This window comes from Microbacterium sp. ZXX196, from assembly GCF_009709595.1.
GTDB classification, from domain to species: domain Bacteria; phylum Actinomycetota; class Actinomycetes; order Actinomycetales; family Microbacteriaceae; genus Microbacterium; species Microbacterium excoecariae.
Window position 1 is genome coordinate 138,558 of the sequence record NZ_WMEE01000004.1, and the last position, 18,233, is coordinate 156,790.

At 71.5% G+C, this 18,233-nt stretch carries 15 protein-coding genes, 2 tRNA genes and 1 pseudogene; 10 read left to right on the forward strand and 8 right to left on the reverse strand.

What is annotated here, in order from left to right:
- Positions 1 to 999: an Fpg/Nei family DNA glycosylase gene (locus GJQ66_RS05805; RefSeq protein WP_155048411.1), complete on the forward strand. Its 999-nt coding sequence runs from the start codon at positions 1 to 3 to the stop codon at positions 997 to 999.
- Positions 1,000 to 1,012: 13 nt separating this feature from the next.
- A complete protein-coding gene (locus GJQ66_RS05810; protein WP_155048412.1) occupies positions 1,013 to 2,521 on the forward strand; it encodes an amidohydrolase in 1,509 nt (502 codons plus the stop codon).
- Here GJQ66_RS05810 and GJQ66_RS05815 read toward each other — a convergent pair.
- Together GJQ66_RS05815 and GJQ66_RS05820 are read right to left on the reverse strand one after the other, a co-directional pair.
- Positions 2,505 to 3,257, reverse strand: a complete 753-nt coding sequence (locus GJQ66_RS05815) for a cupin domain-containing protein (RefSeq protein WP_368732718.1) — start codon at positions 3,255 to 3,257, stop codon at positions 2,505 to 2,507. The genes GJQ66_RS05810 and GJQ66_RS05815 overlap by 17 nt on opposite strands.
- A gap of 81 nt (positions 3,258 to 3,338) precedes the next feature.
- Positions 3,339 to 3,821, reverse strand: a complete 483-nt coding sequence (locus tag GJQ66_RS05820) for a Dps family protein (RefSeq protein WP_155048413.1) — start codon at positions 3,819 to 3,821, stop codon at positions 3,339 to 3,341.
- A 212-nt stretch (positions 3,822 to 4,033) separates the two neighbouring features.
- On the opposite strand from GJQ66_RS05820, the gene GJQ66_RS05825 reads away from it, so the two are divergent.
- From GJQ66_RS05825 to clpX, 7 genes are all read left to right on the forward strand, one after another.
- Positions 4,034 to 4,564 carry a gamma carbonic anhydrase family protein gene (locus GJQ66_RS05825; RefSeq protein ID WP_155048414.1) on the forward strand — a complete coding sequence of 177 codons (531 nt, stop codon included), beginning with the start codon at positions 4,034 to 4,036 and terminating at the stop codon, positions 4,562 to 4,564.
- Between the two features lie 78 nt (positions 4,565 to 4,642).
- Positions 4,643 to 4,716 (forward strand) — tRNA-Gly (locus GJQ66_RS05830).
- A 128-nt stretch (positions 4,717 to 4,844) separates the two neighbouring features.
- Positions 4,845 to 4,918, forward strand: a tRNA-Pro gene (locus GJQ66_RS05835).
- 77 nt (positions 4,919 to 4,995) lie between these two features.
- Entirely contained in the window at positions 4,996 to 6,324 is a 1,329-nt protein-coding gene (tig, locus tag GJQ66_RS05840) for a trigger factor (RefSeq protein ID WP_155048415.1), read from the forward strand.
- A gap of 157 nt (positions 6,325 to 6,481) precedes the next feature.
- Positions 6,482 to 7,075 (forward strand): ATP-dependent Clp protease proteolytic subunit, encoded by a 594-nt coding sequence (locus tag GJQ66_RS05845; RefSeq protein WP_166317812.1) that lies wholly within the window; start codon positions 6,482 to 6,484, stop codon positions 7,073 to 7,075.
- 21 nt (positions 7,076 to 7,096) lie between these two features.
- Entirely contained in the window at positions 7,097 to 7,750 is a 654-nt protein-coding gene (locus GJQ66_RS05850; protein WP_155048417.1) for an ATP-dependent Clp protease proteolytic subunit, read from the forward strand.
- A 151-nt stretch (positions 7,751 to 7,901) separates the two neighbouring features.
- Positions 7,902 to 9,173: an ATP-dependent Clp protease ATP-binding subunit ClpX gene (clpX, locus tag GJQ66_RS05855; protein WP_155048418.1), complete on the forward strand. Its 1,272-nt coding sequence runs from the start codon at positions 7,902 to 7,904 to the stop codon at positions 9,171 to 9,173.
- A gap of 10 nt (positions 9,174 to 9,183) precedes the next feature.
- Here clpX and GJQ66_RS05860 read toward each other — a convergent pair whose 3' ends face one another.
- The 3 genes from GJQ66_RS05860 to valS all read right to left on the reverse strand — a co-directional run bounded on the left by GJQ66_RS05860 (position 9,184) and on the right by valS (position 14,087).
- Entirely contained in the window at positions 9,184 to 11,223 is a 2,040-nt protein-coding gene (locus tag GJQ66_RS05860; protein WP_155048419.1) for a M3 family metallopeptidase, read from the reverse strand.
- Between the two features lie 63 nt (positions 11,224 to 11,286).
- Positions 11,287 to 11,520, reverse strand: coding sequence for a hypothetical protein (locus GJQ66_RS05865; RefSeq protein ID WP_155048420.1), 234 nt, complete (start codon positions 11,518 to 11,520; stop codon positions 11,287 to 11,289).
- A complete protein-coding gene (gene valS / locus GJQ66_RS05870; RefSeq protein ID WP_155048421.1) occupies positions 11,520 to 14,087 on the reverse strand; it encodes a valine--tRNA ligase in 2,568 nt (855 codons plus the stop codon). Before valS ends, GJQ66_RS05865 begins: the two co-directional genes overlap by 1 nt.
- Positions 14,088 to 14,182: 95 nt before the next feature.
- Here valS and GJQ66_RS05875 point away from each other — a divergent pair.
- Positions 14,183 to 14,442 (forward strand): annotated as a pseudogene (locus tag GJQ66_RS05875) (ArsR/SmtB family transcription factor); the annotation flags it as partial.
- Between the two features lie 129 nt (positions 14,443 to 14,571).
- Here GJQ66_RS05875 and ggpS read toward each other — a convergent pair.
- The 3 genes from ggpS to GJQ66_RS05890 are packed head-to-tail and all read right to left on the reverse strand — an operon-like array spanning position 14,572 to position 18,067.
- On the reverse strand, positions 14,572 to 16,164 hold the full coding sequence (ggpS, locus tag GJQ66_RS05880) for a glucosylglycerol-phosphate synthase (protein WP_155048422.1): 1,593 nt from the start codon (positions 16,162 to 16,164) through the stop codon (positions 14,572 to 14,574).
- Positions 16,161 to 16,955, reverse strand: coding sequence for an HAD family hydrolase (locus GJQ66_RS05885; RefSeq protein WP_155048423.1), 795 nt, complete (start codon positions 16,953 to 16,955; stop codon positions 16,161 to 16,163). Before GJQ66_RS05885 ends, ggpS begins: the two co-directional genes overlap by 4 nt.
- Positions 16,952 to 18,067: an NAD(P)H-dependent glycerol-3-phosphate dehydrogenase gene (locus GJQ66_RS05890; protein WP_155048424.1), complete on the reverse strand. Its 1,116-nt coding sequence runs from the start codon at positions 18,065 to 18,067 to the stop codon at positions 16,952 to 16,954. Before GJQ66_RS05890 ends, GJQ66_RS05885 begins: the two co-directional genes overlap by 4 nt.
- Between the last annotated feature and the right edge of the window lie 166 nt (positions 18,068 to 18,233).

An 18,233-nucleotide genomic window follows, 5' to 3' on the forward strand; every position in this document is an offset into this window, starting at 1 on the left:
ATGCCCGAGGGGCATTCGGTCCACCGCATCGCACGCCAGTTCGCCCGGAACTTCGTCGGGAGACCCGTCGCCGTCTCGAGCCCGCAGGGACGCTTCGCCGACGGCGCGGCCGCGCTCGACGGACGGGAGATGACGGGCGCGCGCGCCGTCGGGAAGCAGATGTTCCTCGAGTTTGCGGGCCAGACGTGGCTCCGCGTCCACCTCGGGCTCTACGGCGCGTGGGACTTCGCGGGAGAGATTCTCGTTGACCCCACGATCGCGTCGGCGAACGGCCGCATGGGGCAGACGAACCAGCGCGGGACCGACGCCGAACGGATCCTCGACGACGCGGGCGAGAACTCGCTCGCGTCGATCGGCGCGCCGCGGAAGGCGCGCGGCCACGTGCGGATGTCGGAGCAGACGCGGGGCCTCGCGGACGCGGGCGAGGCCGAGTGGCCGCCGCTCGTCGTGGGGCAGGTGCGCGCCCGCCTCCTCACCGACCTCACCTGCGCGGACCTCCGGGGCCCGACGGCGTGCGTCGTCGCGACGCCCGAGGAGGTGCGCGAGGTCACGGACCGGCTCGGGCCGGATCCGCTCGTTGGGGACCCAGCGGAGAACGAGGAGCGGTTCGTCGCCGCCGTGCGCCGGCGCGGCGTCGCCATCGGGCAGCTGCTCATGGACCAGGCCGTCGTGAGCGGGATCGGCAACGTCTATCGCGCCGAGATGCTGTTTCGCACGCGCCTCGACCCGCACACCCCGGGCAAGCGGATCCCCGAGGAGCTCGTGCGCGAGCTCTGGCGCGACTGGACGCGTCTCCTCGCGATCGGCGTCGAGACGGGCCAGATGATGACGATGGACGGCCTCTCGGGCGCTCAGTGGCGCGCCGCGATGGCCTCGCGGGACGACCGCCACTGGGTGTACCACCGCGCGGGTTTGCCGTGCCGGGTGTGCGGGACGGAGATCGTCCTCGAGGAGATGCAGGCGCGCAAGCTGTACTGGTGCCCCACGTGCCAGCGGTGAGGGGAGAACAGCCATGATCGGCGAGTGCATCGACGTCATCGCGAACGTGCGCGTGGCGGGCGAGGGGCGCGAGCTGCTCGCGCACCCCGAGGCCGAGCGCGACGGGGTCTTCGACGTGTGGCTCGCGGCGGGCGCGATCGCGGACATCGCCCCGGCGGGGGCGCTCCCGCGCCGGGGGCGGATCCTCGACGCGGGCGGCGGCTGGCTCGTGCCGGGCCTTTGGGACCACCACACCCATTTCCTGCAGTGGTCGCTCGCGACGACGCGCCCCTCGGTCCAGCACGCCGCCTCGCCCGAGGAGGCCGCGCGGTTCGCCGCGGGCATCGCGCCGGGCGCGGACGGGCGGCGCGTGCTCACCCACTGGCGCGACGGCCTCTGGGCGGCGGCGCCGACGCGCGCGGTCCTCGACGCGGCCACCGGCGACGTCCCGACCTACCTGCTCAGCTCCGACGTGCACTCCGTGTGGCTGAACACCGCGGCCTTCCGGCGCGAGCGCCTGGAGCCGACGCACGACGGCCTCGTGCGGGAGGCGGCGGCCTTCGCCCTGATCGACGACCTCGACGACGTCGCGGGCTCCGCGGCGGACGCGGCCCACGACCGGGCCGCGCGCGCCGCGGCCGCGCGCGGCGTCGTGGGCATCTGGGACCTCGAGTTCGGCGAGAACCACGGCCCGTGGCGCCGCCGCGCCGACGCGGGGTGGGACGCGCTACGCGTGTTCTCGAACGTGTACCCCGACGACCTGGAGCAGGTGATCGCGGAGGGCCTGGCGACGGGGGATCCGCTCGGGGCGAACCCGCTCGTGCGGATGGGCATGCTGAAGGTGTTCGGCGACGGGGCGCTCGGGAGCCGCACGGCGGCGACAACGGTCGACTACGACGGGCACGCCGGCCATCGGGGCGCCCTGGGAACGGACCCGGAGCGCATGGTCGAGCTGGTCGCGCGCGCGGCGACGGCCGGCATCGCGACGACGATTCACGCGATCGGGGACGCGGCGAACGCCGCGGCGCTCGACGCGTTCGCCCGTGCGGACCTCCCCGGGCGCATCGAGCACGCGCAGCTTCTTGCGGCCGCGGACGTGCCGCGCTTCTCGCGCCTCGGCGTCGACGCCAGCGTCCAGCCGCAGCATCTCGTGGACGACCGCGACCTCACGGACGCGTACTGGTCGGGCCAGCACGCGACGCCGTATCCGCTCGCCGCGCTCGCGGCGCACGGCGCCAACCTCCTCTTCGGGTCCGACGCGCCCGTGTCCCCGCTCGACCCCTGGGCACAGATGGCCGCGGCGGTGTTCCGGACAAACGACGAGCGCGCGCCGTGGCGCCCGGAGCAGGCGCTCGACATCCGCACGGCGCTCGCCGCGTCGACGGCGGGCGGATCCGCGGATCCGCAGGTGATCCTCCCCGGCCACGCGGCGGATCTCGCGGTCGTGTCGGCGGATCCGCTCCGGTGCCAGAACGCCGCGTCGTTGCGGGAGATGCCCGTGCAGGCGACCCTGCTGGGAGGCCGGGTCACGCACGCGGTGTGACGGGGCCCTCCGCGACGTCGAACGTCGTGAGGTGCCCGCACATCCCGAGCCGGATGGCTCCCCCGGAGGGGCGCGGCCGCTGGATCCCGCCGTGCGCGAGGTGCGCGGCGTCGCCCGCGGCGAGGCGCGTCGCGACCTCGACGCTGGCGCGCGCCTGATCGAGCGGGCCGCGCTCGATCAGGCCGCGCCACCCCGGCGCGCGGCCGGCGACGAGGCCGGCGGCGCGGTCGAAGAACGCCGTCAGCGGCGCGTCGTCCCCCGCCTCGGCGGCCGTCTTCAGCTCGAGAAAACCCGCGACGGCGAGGTCGCGACGCGCCTGGGCGAGCGCGCGCGGGTCCGACCCCGGTCGGTCGATCGCGGCCGCCTCGGCGTAGGCCGCCGCGCTCGCGAGGTGGGCGTCGGGGAATGTCATGACGGCGTCGCCGGCCTCGGGCAGCCCCGCGTTCGACATGAGCACGACGGCCGTGAGCGCGCCGTGGTTGACGGCGCGGTGGATCGTGCCGGGGGTGAACCAGACGACGGATCCGGCGGCGAGGGGCGTCTCCCGGAACCCGGACCGGTCGAGGCTCTGCAGCACGCCCCGCCCGCCCGTGACGATGTACGCCTCCGTCGAGACGAGGTGCATGTGGGGGCTTCCGCCGGCCAGGCCGTCGCCCGCGGCGTCGTTGTAGACCTCGAGCAGGCTGAGCGAGGTGCCCCCGGGGAAGGAGGACGGATGCGTGTCGTCGTCGGCCACGCGCCCAGTCTGGCACCGCCGCCCCCGCAGACGCCAGCGCGCCCCGCCGGAGTCGGCGGGGCGCGCTGTGGGCCGTGCGTCTTACTCGGCGACGTGGGCCACGAGGAACCATCGGTCCTTCTCGAGGCCGGCCTTGATGCCGATCGCGACGTCCTGGCTCGTGAGGTCGATCTCGTCGAGGCCGTCGATCGCCGCGTCGAGGTTCGCGATCACGGCGTCGATGTCGCCGACGATGCCGGCGATCACGGCGTCCGACTGCGCGAAGCCCGCGGGAGCGCCCGTGGCGGGAACGGTGTCGGCGATCTTCTCGAGTCGCGCGTCGATCGGGAGGCCGAGGGCGACGATCCGCTCGGCGGCCTCGTCGGCCCAGCCGCCGACGTGCTCGACGAGCGTGTCGAGGAACTCGTGCACGCCGATGAAGTTCGCGCCGCGCACGTGCCAGTGCGCCTGCTTGCCGTTGACGGTGAGGGCCTGGAGGCCCAGGACGACGGGGGAGAGGAACTGGCTCGCGGCGGCGGCCACGGTCGGGTCGGCTGCGGTCGTAGCAATGGTCTTGTTGCTCATGCGAATCCCCTTCTCATCTGGGTGGCGGGAGGGTGCTCCCGCGTTGATGACAACAACGCTACTCGGATCCGTATTCCGCGCAAGCAAGGGGAGCCTGGGCTGAAATGATGCGTGATCTGGGAAATGTGAGCCTTGCCTAAGTCGATCCGCCGGGCGCACGTCTCGCACCCCGCCACCGGGGGCCCGGGGTCCCGGTGGCTAAGCTTCGGCTCATGACGATCTCTTCGAGCGCGACCATTCGCGCGCTGGGCGGCGCGCGCCCCGAGATTGCGGACACGGCGTTCGTCGCCGAGGGGGCGCGCCTCGTCGGCGACGTCGCGATCGCGGACCGCGCGAGCGTGTGGATGAATGCGGTGCTTCGCGGCGACGCCTCGCCGATCCGAGTCGGGGCGCGCAGCAACGTGCAGGACAACGTGACAATTCATACCGACGCCGCGCATCCCGCGGTGGTGGGGAGCGGCGTCTCGATCGGGCACGGCGCGGTCGTGCACGGGTGCACGATCGGGGACGGCACGCTCGTCGGCATGGGCGCCGTGGTTCTGTCCGGCGCCGTCGTGGGCGAGGAGTGCCTCGTTGCGGCCGGCGCGGTCGTGCTCGAGGGCGCAGAGATCCCCGCGCGCTCGCTCGTGGCGGGCGTCCCGGCGCGCGTGCGCCGTCCGCTGACCGCGGAGGAGATCGCGGGCCTCCGCGCAAATGCGGAGCGGTATCTCGCGCACGCCGAGCGGCACGCCGATAGCCTCTGACGCGCCCGGGTGTCGGCCCGGGGCGGGAACACCCCGGGGGATCCGCTAGAGTGGATCGGGTCGCCTGCGGGCGATCACGGGGATGTAGCTCAATGGTAGAGCCCCAGTCTTCCAAACTGGTCACGCGGGTTCGATTCCCGTCATCCCCTCCACGTTTCTTTGCGCGCGGTTTCTCCGGACGACCGGCGCACCCGCGCGCCCCGCGAGCTGTGAGGATCCGCGCCTCGCGTCGGCTAGACTCGACGAGGCCGTTTCGTGTTCCCGAATGTCGCGGAATTCGCGGGGCGTAGCTCAGCTTGGTAGAGCGCCCGCTTTGGGAGCGGGAAGTCGCAGGTTCAAATCCTGTCGCCCCGACGTCCGGCCCACCCCAGACCTAGCCCGCACACGCAGACCAGCCGCGCGGGTGTCGCAACAAGGAGAAGCGAATCAGCATGGTGAACACCACCGTCGAGAAGCTCGGGCCCACGCGGGTCAAGCTCCACATCACGGTCACCCCGGAGGAGCTCAAGCCGAGCATCGACCACGCCTACGAGCACATCGCCAAGGACGTCGAGATCCCCGGCTTCCGCAAGGGCAAGGTGCCCGCGCCGATCATCGACCAGCGCATCGGCCGCGGCGCCGTCATCGAGCACGCCGTGAACGAGGGCCTCGACGGCTTCTTCCGCGAGGCCGTCGTCTCGAACGAGCTCCAGATCCTCGGCCGCCCGCAGGCGGACATCACGCAGTGGCCGGCCGAGAAGGACTTCTCGGGCGACCTCGAGGTCGACATCGAGGTCGACGTGGCGCCCGAGTTCGAGGTGCCCGACCTGGAGAACCTCTCGGTCACGGTCGACGCGATCGAGGTCGACGACGCCGCGATCGACGCCGAGCTCGAGGAGCTCCGCGCGCGCTTCGGCACGCTCGTCCCCGTCGACCGCCCGGCCGCGAAGGGCGACTTCGTCGAGCTGGACCTTGTCGCCACGATCGGCGACGACGAGATCGACCGCGCCGAGGGCGTGTCCTACGAGCTCGGCTCGGGCGAGCTGCTCGAGGGCACCGACGACGCGATCGACTCGCTGACCGCGGGCGAGGACACGACGTTCCGCTCGAAGCTCGTCGGCGGCGAGCGCGCCGGCGAGGAGGCCGAGGTCCACGTCACGGTCAAGGCCGTCAAGGAGCGCGAACTCCCCGAGGCCGACGACGACTTCGCCCAGATGGCGAGCGAGTTCGACACGCTCGCGGAGCTGCGCGAGTCGCTGGCCGACCAGGCGAAGCAGAAGAGCACGTTCTCGCAGGGGCAGGCGGCGCGCGACGCGCTCGTCGAGCAGCTGCTGGGCGCGGTCGAGCTTCCCGTCCCGGCGAGCGTCATCGAGGAGGAGGTGCACCGCCACCTCGAGCAGGAGAACCGCCTCGAGGACGACGAGCACCGCGCCGAGGTCACGGAAGCGAGCGAGAAGCAGTTCCGCACGCAGCTCCTGTTCGACCGCATCGCGCAGGACCTCGACGTGCAGGTCTCGCAGGAGGAGTTCACGCAGTACCTCATCCAGGCCTCGGGCCAGTACGGGATGAGCCCGCAGGACTTCATCCAGGCGCTCCAGCAGGGCGGCCAGCTCCAGTCGATCATGGGCGACGTCGCGCGCAACAAGGCGATCGCGCTCGTGCTCGGCAAGGCGAGCGTCGTCGACTCGAACGGCGACGCCGTGGACCTCGAGGGCTTCGTCGCGACGGCCGACGAGGACGACGCCGAGGGCGACGAGACCGAGGCCGACGAGGCCAAGTAACCCGGTCTCTGCGCGCGCGAAGCGGGGCCCGGCGATACGTCGCCGGGCCCCGCTTCGCGCGTGTCGGCGCGCCTGCCGTATGCCCACGGCGAACACGGGGATCCGCCCGTTTCCGCGCCGGTAGTGTCAAAGCAACGCACACCTGAATGGAGTGAGAATGCCCGAACCGCTGATGGCACAGAGTGTCTTCGACCAGCTGCTGAAGGACCGCATCATCTGGCTGGGGTCAGAGGTGCGCGACGAGAACGCGAACGAGATCTGCGCGAAGATCCTGCTTCTCGCCGCGGAGGATCCCCACAAGGACATCTACCTCTACATCAACTCGCCCGGCGGCTCGATCACGGCCGGCATGGCGATCTACGACACGATGCAGTTCGTGCCGAACGACATCGTCACGGTCGGGATCGGCATGGCCGCCTCGATGGGCCAGCTGCTGCTCACGAGCGGCACGAAGGGCAAGCGATACATCACGCCCAACGCGCGCGTCCTGCTGCACCAGCCCCACGGCGGCTTCGGCGGCACGGCCAGCGACATCCAGACGCAGGCCGAGCTCATCGTCTCGATGAAGAACCGCCTCGCCGCGATCACGGCCGGGCAGACGGGCAAGACCGTCGAGCAGATCAACGCCGACGGCGACCGGGACCACTGGTTCACGGCCGAAGAGGCGCTCGAGTACGGCTTCGTGGACCACATCCGCGAGAGCGCGACCGACGTCACGGGCGGCGGCGGCACGGACCGCGACGCGAACTGAGCGAGTAAGGACATTTCGACGATGCACACTCCGTACACCCCCGCACCCCAGGGTCTCCAGGCCCCGTCGAGCCGCTACATCCTCCCGCAGTTCGAGGAGCGCACGGCCTACGGCTTCAAGCGGCAGGATCCCTATAACAAGCTCTTCGAGGACCGCGTCATCTTCCTCGGCGTGCAGGTCGACGACGCGTCGGCCGACGACGTCATGGCGCAGCTCCTCGTGCTCGAGAGCCAGGATCCCGACCGCGACATCATCATGTACATCAACTCGCCCGGCGGCTCGTTCACGGCCATGACGGCGATCTACGACACGATGCAGTACATCTCGCCGGAGATCCAGACCGTCGTGCTCGGCCAGGCCGCGTCGGCGGCGTCGGTCCTGCTCGCGGCCGGTGCGCCCGGCAAGCGCCTCGCGCTGCCGAACGCCCGCGTGCTGATGCACCAGCCGGCCGTCGGCCAGGGCGGCGGCCAGGCCTCCGACATCGAGATCCAGGCGGCCGAGATCATGCGCATGCGCACGTGGCTTGAGGAGACGATGGCGAAGCACACCAACCGCACGGCGGAGCAGGTGCACAAGGACATCGACCGCGACAAGATCCTCGGCGCGGCCGAGGCCGTCGAGTACGGTCTCGTCGACCAGGTCCTGACGACCCGCAAGCGCGGGCAGTCGGCCTGATCGATGCCCGACGACTCGGCCCCGCAGGCGACCGCCGGCGGGGCCGAGTCGTCTCCGCGGCGCGCAGGCGGCGGGCCCTGCGATCGAATGTCGGCGGCCTCGACTAGCCTGTGAGAGAACACCGCGACCAGACCTCGTAAGGAGTGATCGCATGGCCCGTATCGGCGAAAGCGCCGACCTGTTCAAGTGCTCGTTCTGCGGCAAGAGCCAGAAGCAGGTGCAGCAGCTCATCGCGGGTCCCGGCGTGTACATCTGCGACGAGTGCGTCGAGCTGTGCAACGAGATCATCGAGGAGCGCATGGCCGAGTCGGCCGGCGAGGGCGAGGTCAGCGAGTTCGACCTGCCGAAGCCGCGCGAGATCTTCGCCTTCCTCGACGAGTTTGTGGTCGGGCAGGACGGCGCGAAGCGCGCGCTGTCGGTCGCGGTCTACAACCACTACAAGCGCGTGCGCGCCACGGGCGAGATCAAGTCGGCCGACGAAAAAGCCGAGGACGTCGAGATCGCCAAGAGCAACATCCTCATGCTCGGGCCCACCGGCTCGGGCAAGACCTACCTCGCGCAGACCCTCGCCAAGCGCCTGAATGTCCCGTTCGCGGTCGCCGACGCCACGGCCCTGACCGAGGCGGGCTACGTCGGCGAGGACGTGGAGAACATCCTCCTCAAGCTCCTGCAGGCCGCCGACTACGACGTCGCGCGCGCCGAGCAGGGCATCATCTACATCGACGAGGTCGACAAGATCGCGCGGAAGGCCGAGAATCCGTCGATCACGCGCGACGTGTCGGGCGAGGGCGTGCAGCAGGCCCTCCTGAAGATCCTCGAGGGCGCGACCGCCTCGGTGCCGCCGCAGGGCGGGCGGAAGCACCCGCACCAGGAGTTCATCCAGATCGACACGACGAACGTGCTGTTCATCGTTGCGGGGGCGTTCGCGGGGCTGGAGGACATCGTGTCCTCGCGCGTCGGGCGCGCGGGCGTCGGCTTCGGCGCGCCGCTGCAGTCCAAGCGCGACAACGACGCGCTTTTCTCCGAGGTGCTCCCGGAGGACCTCCACAAGTTCGGCCTGATTCCCGAGTTCATCGGCCGCCTGCCCGTGATCGCGGCGGTGGATCCGCTCGATCAGGACGCGCTCGTCGATATCCTGACGGTTCCCCGCAACGCGCTCGTGAAGCAGTATCAGCGCATGTTCGACTACGACGGCGTCGAGCTCGACTTCGACGAGGAGGCGCTCCGCGCGATCGCCGACCTCGCGGTGCTGCGCAAGACGGGCGCCCGCGGGTTGCGCGCGATCCTGGAGGACGTCCTCGGGCCGATCATGTTCGAGATTCCCTCGAGCGACGATGTCGCGAAGGTCGTCGTGACGCGGGCGGCCGTCGTCGACGGGGCGCCGCCCACGGTCGTGCTGCGCCAGCGCCGCAAGAGCGCCTGACCCGCGGCCGCTATCCGCCCAGGCCGCGGCTGCGCAGGAGCGGTCCGAGCTCGGCGTCTCGGCCGCGGAACGCGCGGAACGCCGCGCGGGCGGGGACGGATCCGCCCACGGCGAGGACATGTCGCCGAAAGCGCTCGCCGTTTTCGCGGGTGAGACCGCCGTTGTGAGCGAACCATTCGGCGGCGTCGGCGGCCGGCACCTCGGCCCAGATGTACGCGTAGTAGGCGGCGCTGTACGCGCCCGCGAAGATGTGGCGGAACATCGTCGAGTGGTAGCGCGGGGGGACGAGCTCGTCTTCGAGGCCCACCTCCGCGAGCGCGCGCGCCTCGAAGCCGGCGATGTCGGTCACGGCGCGCGCTTCGGCGGGCCCGAGCGCGTGCCATGCCTGATCGAGCCACGCTGCCTGCAGGTACTCGCTCGTCGCGTGCCCCTGACCGTCGGGTGCGGCCTCGAGCGCCTCGGCGGCACCGGCCGGGAGCGGCGCGCCCGTCTCGACGTGCCGGGCGTAGTGCGGCAGGACGTCGGGGTGAAACGCCCACATCTCGTTCACCTGGCTGGGGAACTCCACGACGTCTCGCCCCACGGCGGTCCCCGCGAAGGTCGGGTACGGCACGCGCGCAAACAGCCCGTGGAGGGCGTGCCCGAACTCGTGGAAGAGGGTCTCCACCTCGCCGAGGCCGAGGAGCGCCGGCTCGCCGGGCGCCGGCGGGGCGACGTTCAGCGTGTTCACGACGACGGGCAGCGTGCCGCGCAGGTCCGATTGCGCGACGATCGCGTTCATCCAGGCGCCGCCGCGCTTCGTCTCGCGCGTGAACAGGTCGGGCACGTAGAGGCCGACGGGGGAGCCGTCCTCCTCCACGACGTCGAAGAAGCGCACGTCCTCGTGGTAGCCGGGCAGGTCGACGCGCTCCGCGAACCGGACGCCGTAGAGCCGGGTCGCGGCGAAGAACACGCCGTCGGTCAGGACCCGATCCGCCGCGAACCAGGGCCTGAGGGCCGAGACGTCGATCCCGTCGCGATCCGCGCGGATCCGCTCGCGGTAAAACGGCACGTCGTGCGCGGCCAGCGCGATGCCGTCGGCGTCCGCCGCGGGCGCGATCTCGGCGCGCTCGCGCGCGACGTTGCGGGCCGTCGGGGCGGCGAGGGCGCGGATCCGCTCGCGCACCGCCTCGGGGCACCCGGCCGTCTCGTCGGCCGTCACGTACGCCGCGTGCGAGGCGAAGCCCAGAAGCTGCGCGCGCTCGGCGCGCAGCGCGGCGATCTCGCGCACGACCTGGCGGTTATCGTTGTCGCCGCCCCGTCGCCCGCGCGCGAGCGACGCCCCGAGGACGCGCGCGCGGACCTCGCGGCGCTCGAGCCGGGCCAGCAGGGGGTGCAGCGTGGGCTGGGGGAGCCCGAGGAGCCCGCCGTCGTGATCGTCGCGGGCGCGCGCCGCCGCGATCGCCGACGCGGTCTGCGACTTGTCGAGCCCCGCCATCTCCTCCTCCGACACCCGCACCGCGAGCGTCGCGGCGTCGTCGAGGAGGTGACGCCCGAAGGCGGTCTGGAGCTCGGCGAGGCGGCGGTTCAGCGCGGCCAGCCGCGCGCGGTCGTCCTCGCCGAGCCCGGCCCCCGCGCGGCGCATCCGCGCGTGCCGGCGCTCGAGGAGGAGCAGGTCGACGGGCGCGAGGCCGAGGTCGCCCCGCCGGGCGTGCACGGCGTCGAGCCGCGCGAAGACCGCCGCGTCCATGTCGATGCGGTCGGCGTGCTCGGCCAGCTGCGGCGCGATCTGGTCGTCGAGATCCCGGATCTCGGGCGTCGCGTGCGCCGCGGAGACCGTGTGGAAGGTCCGGGTGACGCGGTCGAGGAGCGCGCCCGAGCGCTCGAGGGCGCGCGCGGTGTTCTCGAATGTCGGCGGCGCGGTGTCGCCGCCGATCTCCGCGATCTCGGCGAGGTGCTCCGCGAACGCCCGGGCGAGGGCGGGGAGATAGTGCGGGGGGAGGATCCGCGCGAAATCCGGGAGGGAGTAGGGCAGGCCGCTCTCGGTCAGGAGCGGGTTGTCGCCGGTCATTTGCCCACCCTACGGCGCAGGCGGCCCCCCGCGATGAGGCGCCGCCTGCGCGACGGGGACGTCTCAGTCCATGGGATCGAAGGTCGACACGGTCGCGCGCCCGTCGGCGCCGAGCGTGATCTCGATCCCGCTGTCGAGCTCCGCGATGGGGCGGGACTCGAGCCAGGTGAGGGTCCACATCGGCTGCGGCCCGACGCCCGGGAGCGTCGCCTCCACCTTCTCGATTTCCTCGCGGACGACGGCGGGGACCGACGCGGGGGGCTGTTCGCCCGCCCGCCAGCGCGTTCCGAGTTGCATCAGGACTCCTGTTCCGCGAGCTCGATCGAGGTGACGCTCAGCTCGTCGCCGGCGGCGATCTCGAGCTGGGCGATACGGCCGACCGCTCGCAGGTCGGCCTCGGCCAGACGCAGGGCGTCGGCCTGCGCCTCGGGGGCGACGATGCGCGCCGAGGCGACGGGGGTGCGCTGCGAGGCCTTCGCCTCGGTCTTCGCCCGGCGGATCCCAATGAGCGCCTGCGACGCGGCCTGGAGGACGGCGGGATCGCCGCCGAGGTCGCTCGGGACCGGCCACGAGGCGCGGTGCACGGATCCGTCCTGGAACCAGCTCCAGGCCTCCTCGGCCGCGAACGACACGACGGGGGCGAGGAGCCGCAGCACGGTTGACAGCGCGGTGCGCAGGGCAGCGGCGGCGGACGCGCCCGCCGCGCCGCCCGCGTAGGCGCGCTCCTTGACGAGCTCGAGGTAGTCGTCGCAGAACGTCCAGAAGAACGCCTCCGACACCTCGAGCGCCCGGGCGTGGTCGTACGCGTCGAGCGACGCGGTCGCCTGGGCGACCACGCCGTCGAGCGTCGCGAGCATCGACAGGTCGAGCGGATCGGTGATCTCGGCGTCGTCCGGGGCGTCGAATCCGAGCGCGAACTTCGCCGCGTTGAGGACCTTGATCGCCAGGCGGCGGCCGATCTTGATCTGGGTCGGGTTCTGCGGGTCGAACGCCGCGTCCGTGCCGAGGCGGCTGGAGGCCGCCCAGTAGCGGACGGCGTCGGATCCGTGCTGGTCGAGGATGTCGGCGGGCGTGACGACGTTGCCCTTCGACTTGGACATCTTCTTGCGGTCGGGATCCACGATGAAGCCCGAGATCGACGCGTGGCGCCAGGGGGCGCGGCCGTCCTCGAGCGCGCTGCGCAGCATCGTCGAGAAGAGCCAGGTGCGGATGATGTCCTGGCCCTGCGGGCGGACGTCGAACGGCGCGACGAGGTCCCAGAGGCCGTCGTTCGTGCCCCAGCGGCCCGCGAGCTGCGGCGTGAGAGAGCTCGTGGCCCACGTGTCGAACACGTCGGTCTCGGCCTCGAAACCGTTCGCGGCGCCGCGCTGGTCCTCCGTGAAGCCCGGAGGAACGTCGCTGGACGGGTCGACCGGGAGCGAGGCGGCGTCGGGGAGGAGCACGCGGTCGTAGTCGCGCGCGCCGTTCTCGTCGAGGCCGTACCAGACGGGGATCGGCACGCCGAAGAACCGCTGGCGGGACACGAGCCAGTCGCCGGTGAGGCCGCCCACCCAGTTTTCGTAGCGCACGCGCATGAACTCCGGGTGGAACTCGACCTGCTGGCCGAGCGAGATCAGCTCGTTGCGGAGCTTCTCGTCGCGCGCGCCGTTGCGGATGTACCACTGGCGGGTCGAGACGATCTCGAGCGGGCGGTCGCCCTTCTCGAAGAACTTCACGGGGTGCGTGAACTGCGCGCCCGTGTGGACGAGCTCGCCCGAGGCTTCCAGGAGCTCGACGATGCGCTTCTGCGCGCTGAAGACCGTCTTGCCGGCGAGCTCCGCGTACGCCGTGATCCCCGCCTCGGAGGCGATGACGTCGGGGGCGTCGGCGAGGACGCGGCCGTCCTTGCCGATGATCGTGCGGTTCGGAAGGTCGAGCTCGCGCCACCAGATGATGTCGTTCATGTCGCCGAACGTGCAGATCATCGCGATGCCGGATCCCTTGTCGGGCTGGGCGAGCGGGTGCGACAGGACGGGCACCTCGACGCCGAACAGCGGCGTCGTGACGGTCTGACCGAAGAACGGCTGGTAGCGCTCGTCGTCGGGGTGGGCCACGAGCGCGACGCACGCGGCGAGCAGCTCGGGGCGCGTGGTCTCGATGAGGATGTCGCCGGATCCGTCGGTCTTGTGGAAGGCGAGCCGGTGGTACGCGGCGGGGCGCTCGCGGTCCTCGAGCTCGGCCTGCGCGATGGCGGATCGGAAGTCGATGTCCCAAAGCGTCGGCGCGAGGGCCTGGTAGGCCTCGCCGCGCTCGACGTTCGCGAGGAACGCGGCCTGGCTCGTGCGGATCGTCTCGTCGGAGATCGTGCGGTAGTTCTGGGTCCAGTCGACCGAGAGCCCGAGCTGGCGCCAGAGCTCCTCAAACTTCGCCTCGTCCTCGACCGTGAGCTTCTCGCACAGCTCGGTGAAATTGCGGCGGCTGATCGGCACCTGGTCGGCGGCCTTGATGTTCTTCGTCGTGCCCTCGAAGGGCGGGACGAAGTCGGCGTCGTAGGGGAGCGAGGGGTCGCAGCGGACGCCGTAGTAGTTCTGCACGCGGCGCTCGGTCGGGAGGCCGTTGTCGTCCCACCCGATCGGGTAGAACACGTTCTTGCCGCGCATGCGCTCGAAGCGGGCCTTGACGTCGGTGTGCGTGTAGCTGAAGACGTGGCCGATGTGCAGGGATCCCGACGCGGTCGGCGGCGGCGTGTCGATCGAGTAGACGCCGGCGCGCCCCGAGGCCTCGGCGGCGGTGCGGTCGAAGCGGTAGGTGCCCGTGGCCTCCCAGCGCTCACCCCACTTCGCCTCGAGCCCCTCGAGTTTGGGCTTGTCGGGGATGTCTGCCATGCGTGGAACTCCTAGCGGCGCTATGGGCGGCACGGTGTCTGCGTGCCTGATGTGGGGTTTGGGGTCAGTCTACAAGCGCGCGCCGAGCGCGCGCGGTGCGGCGCACCCTCACCGACAGCGCGTCCGTCAGCCAGCTGGCGGCCGCGTACGACATGAGTTTCGCCGCCGTGCAGAAGCACATCGCGGTCCTGGAGGAGGCGGGGCTCGTGTCGAAGACCCCGCGGGGCCGGGAGCGCGTGGTGCGGGGAGAGCCGGAGCGGATCCGGCGCGCGCAGCGGCTGCTCGCGACCTACGAAGACTGTGGCGGGCGCGGGACTCGCGGCTCGACGCCCTCCTCGACGATATGAAGGGGTGAACCGATGCCCATCACCTCGATCGACACCGATCACGACGCGCTCACGACGACGATCGTCGCCGACTCCGCGTACGCCCCCGCAGCAGGTCTGGGACGCGTACGCGGATCCGCGGATCATCGAGCGGTCGGTCAGCCGACGGACGTGTCGGCGGCCGAGATGACCGGGATCTCGCTCGTGCGGTCGCTCGCGAGCGCGGCCGATGGCGTGATCTCGGGCTTCTCGCCGCGGCGCAGCGCGCGGAACAGCTTCATCGTCGCGTCCGACCACGCCGTGATGTTCCACCGCTTCGAGGAGCGCACGAGGTCGCGCATGCGCTCGCGCCGCCCCTCCTCGCTCATCGCGAGCGCCGCGTCGAGCGCGCGGTCCATCGCCTTGTAGCTGAAGGGGTTCACGGGGATCTGGCCCTCGAGCAGCACGGCGCAGCCGGCGAACTCCGAGAGGATCAGCGCGCCGGTTCCCTCCTCGCCCTGGGCGATGCAGTACTCGGGCGCGACAAGATTCAAGCCGTCGGCGATCGGCGTGATCGAGCACACGTCGGCCGCGCGGTAGTACGCGACGAGCTCGTCCATCGGGATCGCGGTCGACACGAGCGAGACGGGCTGCCACTCGAAGGATCCGTGGGTGCCGTTGATCCGGCCCGTGAGCTCCTCGATCTTCTGCTGCACCTCGTCGTAGGCCGCCATGTTGCGGTTCGCGCCCACGGACACGAGCATCAGGCGCACCTTCCCGCGCAGCTCGGGGCGGCGCTGGAGGAGGCGCTCGAAAGTCTCGAGCTGCTCGATGTTGCCCTTCGTGTAGTCGGTGCGCGACACCGAGAGGATCATCGCGGCATCGCCCACCCAGTCGCGAATCTCCTGCACCCGCTCGGCGAAGCCCTCGCGCTCGGTGAGCTCCGTCACGTACGCGTCGTTGACGCCCACGGGGTTCGTCTCGATGTGGATGAGGTGCCCGTGGTGCTCCATGAGCGTCGGCGTCCAGCGCTCGCTGAGCGCGTCGCCGCGGGGCGACATGTCCGGATCCGTCGGCTGATCGGCGATCGTGCGCGCTGACGTGAGCGAGCGGGCGACCGAGACGAAGCTCTGCGCGTAGCGGGGGATGTGGAACCCGACCGAGTCGCACTCGAGGAGCGAGCGCACGATCTCCTCGCGCCAGGGGAGCACGTTGAACATGCCGGAGGCGGGGAAGGGCGTGTGGTGGAAGAACGCGATCTTCACCGACGGCTTGATCTCGCGGAGGAACCCGGGCACGAGCCACAGGTTGTAGTCGTGGATCCACACGACCGCGTCGTCGCTCGCGGCGTCCGCCGCGGCCTGGGCGAACTTGCGGTTCACCGACCGGAAGGTCTCCCAGTCGACCGGGTCGTAGTTATAGCGCTCCTTGAAGCCGTGCAGGATCGGCCAGAACGCCTCCTTCGACGTGAGGTGGTAGAAGCTCGACACCTCGTGCTCGGTCAGCGGCAGGCGGTTCACGCGGTACGACCCGTAGCTGTCGTCGATCTCGACGATCTGCTCGAACTGCGGGTCCTCGGGCGTCTCGGTCTGCTTCCACGCCACCCAGGCCGCCGACTCCATGCGGCCCATGACGCCCTTGATGGTGGGGACGATGCCGTTGGGACTGGAGTTCTCGCGAAGCTCGGTCGTGCCGTCCTCGAGGGTGACCTCCTCGTAGGGCTGACGGTGGTAGACGACGACGAGGTCGCTCTTTTCGGTCTTGGCAGTCATGACGTGAGCTCCTGTGGGGGATCGGGATGCAACGCGAACGCGCGGATGGCCTCGGCGATGCCGGCGGCCCCGGGAAGCGAGCATTGGAGCGCGCGGGGGAGGTCGCGGGTCGCGTCGAGGAGGACCTGCTCGGCGCCGCCGACCACGGCGCCGGCGAGGCCGGTCTGGAACATCGTGAGGTCGTTGAGCGTGTCGCCCGCGACGAGCACCCGCTCGGCATCGATGCCGAGCTGCGCGATCAGGCGCATGAGCGAGGGGCCCTTCGAGACCCCGCCCGGGAGCACGTCGAGATAGCACCCGTGCGAGATGAGCACGTCCAGCCCCGCCTCCTCGAGGGGCCGGACGCTCTCCGGGTCGTAGGCGTCCGGATCCCAGTGGTAGGAGACGCGGTGGCGGAAGGTCGTGTCCTGCTCGACGAGCCCGGGCGCGTCCCGGAGCACCTCGCGGATCCACTCGCCGCGGTCGTCCCACGCGTCGCGGATGTGCGCCTCGAGGTCGTCGAGGGGGACGACCCGACCGCCCTGGACCCCCGCGATGGTCGTCCCGACGTCGCCGACGACGAAGTCGGGCCACGGCGCGACGACGCGGTCGCCGCGCCAGGCGTCGGCGCCGTCCCCGCAGAGCGCCTCGATGTACTCGGGGTCGCGCCCCGTGACGAACACGAGCCCGACCTCGTCGCGGTGACGCCGGATCCAGTCGTAGAGCTCCTCGCGCTGGGCGGCGCTGCCGCCGAGGAACGTGCCGTCGAGGTCGGTGGCGAGGACAAAGGTCCAGTCGGCGGGGGAGGTCATGCGTTCAGGTCCTCGAATCGCTTCGTGACGGCCTCGACCGCGGGGTGCGCGATCTCCAGGTCGAGTGCGCGAGGTTCCGCGCGGATCGGTGCGGCCCAGTAGGTCGCGAAGGCGTCGCCGATGGGCTTTCCGTCGGCGACGATCGAGCGCACCATCTCGCTGATCGGCATCGTGATGCCGAGCAGGCGCGCGAGGTCCGTGACGGTGACGGCGTTGTGGCGGCCCTCCACGACCACGGGGCGTCCGCCGAAGACCTCGTCGTCGCGCAGGCCCTGCCCGCGCTGGAACCCGTAAGAGAAGTTGCGCGACTGGCGCGAGGAGCAGGTCAGCATGAGGTCGCCGAGACCGCCGAGGCCCGTGACCGTCTCGCGCGTGCCGCCGAGCTTGACCGCGAGCTCCTTCATCTCGTCGAGGCCCCGGGTGATGATCGCGGCGCGCGAGTTCTCGCCGAAGCCCGCCCCCTCGAGGATCCCGCACGCGATCGCGATGACGTTCTTCACAGCGCCACCCACCTCCACGCCCGGCATGTCGTCGGAGACGTAGGGGCGAAACGCCCCCGTCGCGAGCGAGAGCGCCATCCGCGTCGCGGCGCGGTCCGCCGGCGGCACGCGGACGCCCGACGTGCACGCGACGGTGACCGCCGTCGGGTCGCCCGCGGCGGTCTCGGTTGCGAAGGTGGGGCCGGTCACGGTGCCGATCGCGCGCCCCGGGGCGGCCTCGGCGGCCACTTCGCTCATCAGCAGGCCCGTGCCCGCCTCGATGCCCTTGGCGCACACGAAGATCGGCACCCCCGGATCCGCGATGTCGCCGATGCGGCCGGCCATGTCGCGGATCGTCGTCGACGGCGTGACGAGGAGGACCGCGTCGGCGCCCGCGAGCGCCGCGTCGAGATCGGTCGTCGGCCGGATCCCCGGCGGCAGCTCGATGCCCTCGAGGTACCGCGTGTTTCCGCGGCCCGCCGCGATGTCAGCCGCGAGCGCGGCGTCGCGGAGCCACAGGCGCACCTCGCGGTCCGCGCGGGCGGCGACGGCGGCGAGAGCCGTGCCCCAGGCGCCACCGCCGATCACGGCGATGTTTTCGTAAGGGCGCGTGGGTCGGGTGTCTGCTCGCATTGCCGCCAGCATAGTCCGGCGGTGAAAAAGAGAGGTTTCGGGGCTAGAATGAGGAGACAAAGTGCGGATCCGGCCATCACCGGGGAGCTCGCGGAAGAACGGTCCCTTCGGGGGCTCATTAGACCCGCGCGGGGCAGGCCCGTCACAGCCGCAGTGAGAGGGGCGT

Excerpts from the sequence above, each read along its gene's own strand:
- GJQ66_RS05805 (WP_155048411.1), top strand. The coding sequence starts at position 1 with ATGCCCGAGGGGCATTCGGTCCACCGCATCGCACGCCAGTTCGCCCGG.
- GJQ66_RS05810 (WP_155048412.1), top strand. The coding sequence starts at position 1,013 with ATGATCGGCGAGTGCATCGACGTCATCGCGAACGTGCGCGTGGCGGGC.
- GJQ66_RS05820 (WP_155048413.1), bottom strand. The coding sequence starts at position 3,821 with ATGAGCAACAAGACCATTGCTACGACCGCAGCCGACCCGACCGTGGCC.
- GJQ66_RS05825 (WP_155048414.1), top strand. The coding sequence starts at position 4,034 with ATGACGATCTCTTCGAGCGCGACCATTCGCGCGCTGGGCGGCGCGCGC.
- tig (WP_155048415.1), top strand. The coding sequence starts at position 4,996 with ATGGTGAACACCACCGTCGAGAAGCTCGGGCCCACGCGGGTCAAGCTC.
- GJQ66_RS05845 (WP_166317812.1), top strand. The coding sequence starts at position 6,482 with ATGCCCGAACCGCTGATGGCACAGAGTGTCTTCGACCAGCTGCTGAAG.
- GJQ66_RS05850 (WP_155048417.1), top strand. The coding sequence starts at position 7,097 with ATGCACACTCCGTACACCCCCGCACCCCAGGGTCTCCAGGCCCCGTCG.
- clpX (WP_155048418.1), top strand. The coding sequence starts at position 7,902 with ATGGCCCGTATCGGCGAAAGCGCCGACCTGTTCAAGTGCTCGTTCTGC.
- GJQ66_RS05860 (WP_155048419.1), bottom strand. The coding sequence starts at position 11,223 with ATGACCGGCGACAACCCGCTCCTGACCGAGAGCGGCCTGCCCTACTCC.
- GJQ66_RS05865 (WP_155048420.1), bottom strand. The coding sequence starts at position 11,520 with ATGCAACTCGGAACGCGCTGGCGGGCGGGCGAACAGCCCCCCGCGTCG.
- valS (WP_155048421.1), bottom strand. The coding sequence starts at position 14,087 with ATGGCAGACATCCCCGACAAGCCCAAACTCGAGGGGCTCGAGGCGAAG.
- ggpS (WP_155048422.1), bottom strand. The coding sequence starts at position 16,164 with ATGACTGCCAAGACCGAAAAGAGCGACCTCGTCGTCGTCTACCACCGT.
- GJQ66_RS05885 (WP_155048423.1), bottom strand. The coding sequence starts at position 16,955 with ATGACCTCCCCCGCCGACTGGACCTTTGTCCTCGCCACCGACCTCGAC.
- GJQ66_RS05890 (WP_155048424.1), bottom strand. The coding sequence starts at position 18,067 with ATGCGAGCAGACACCCGACCCACGCGCCCTTACGAAAACATCGCCGTG.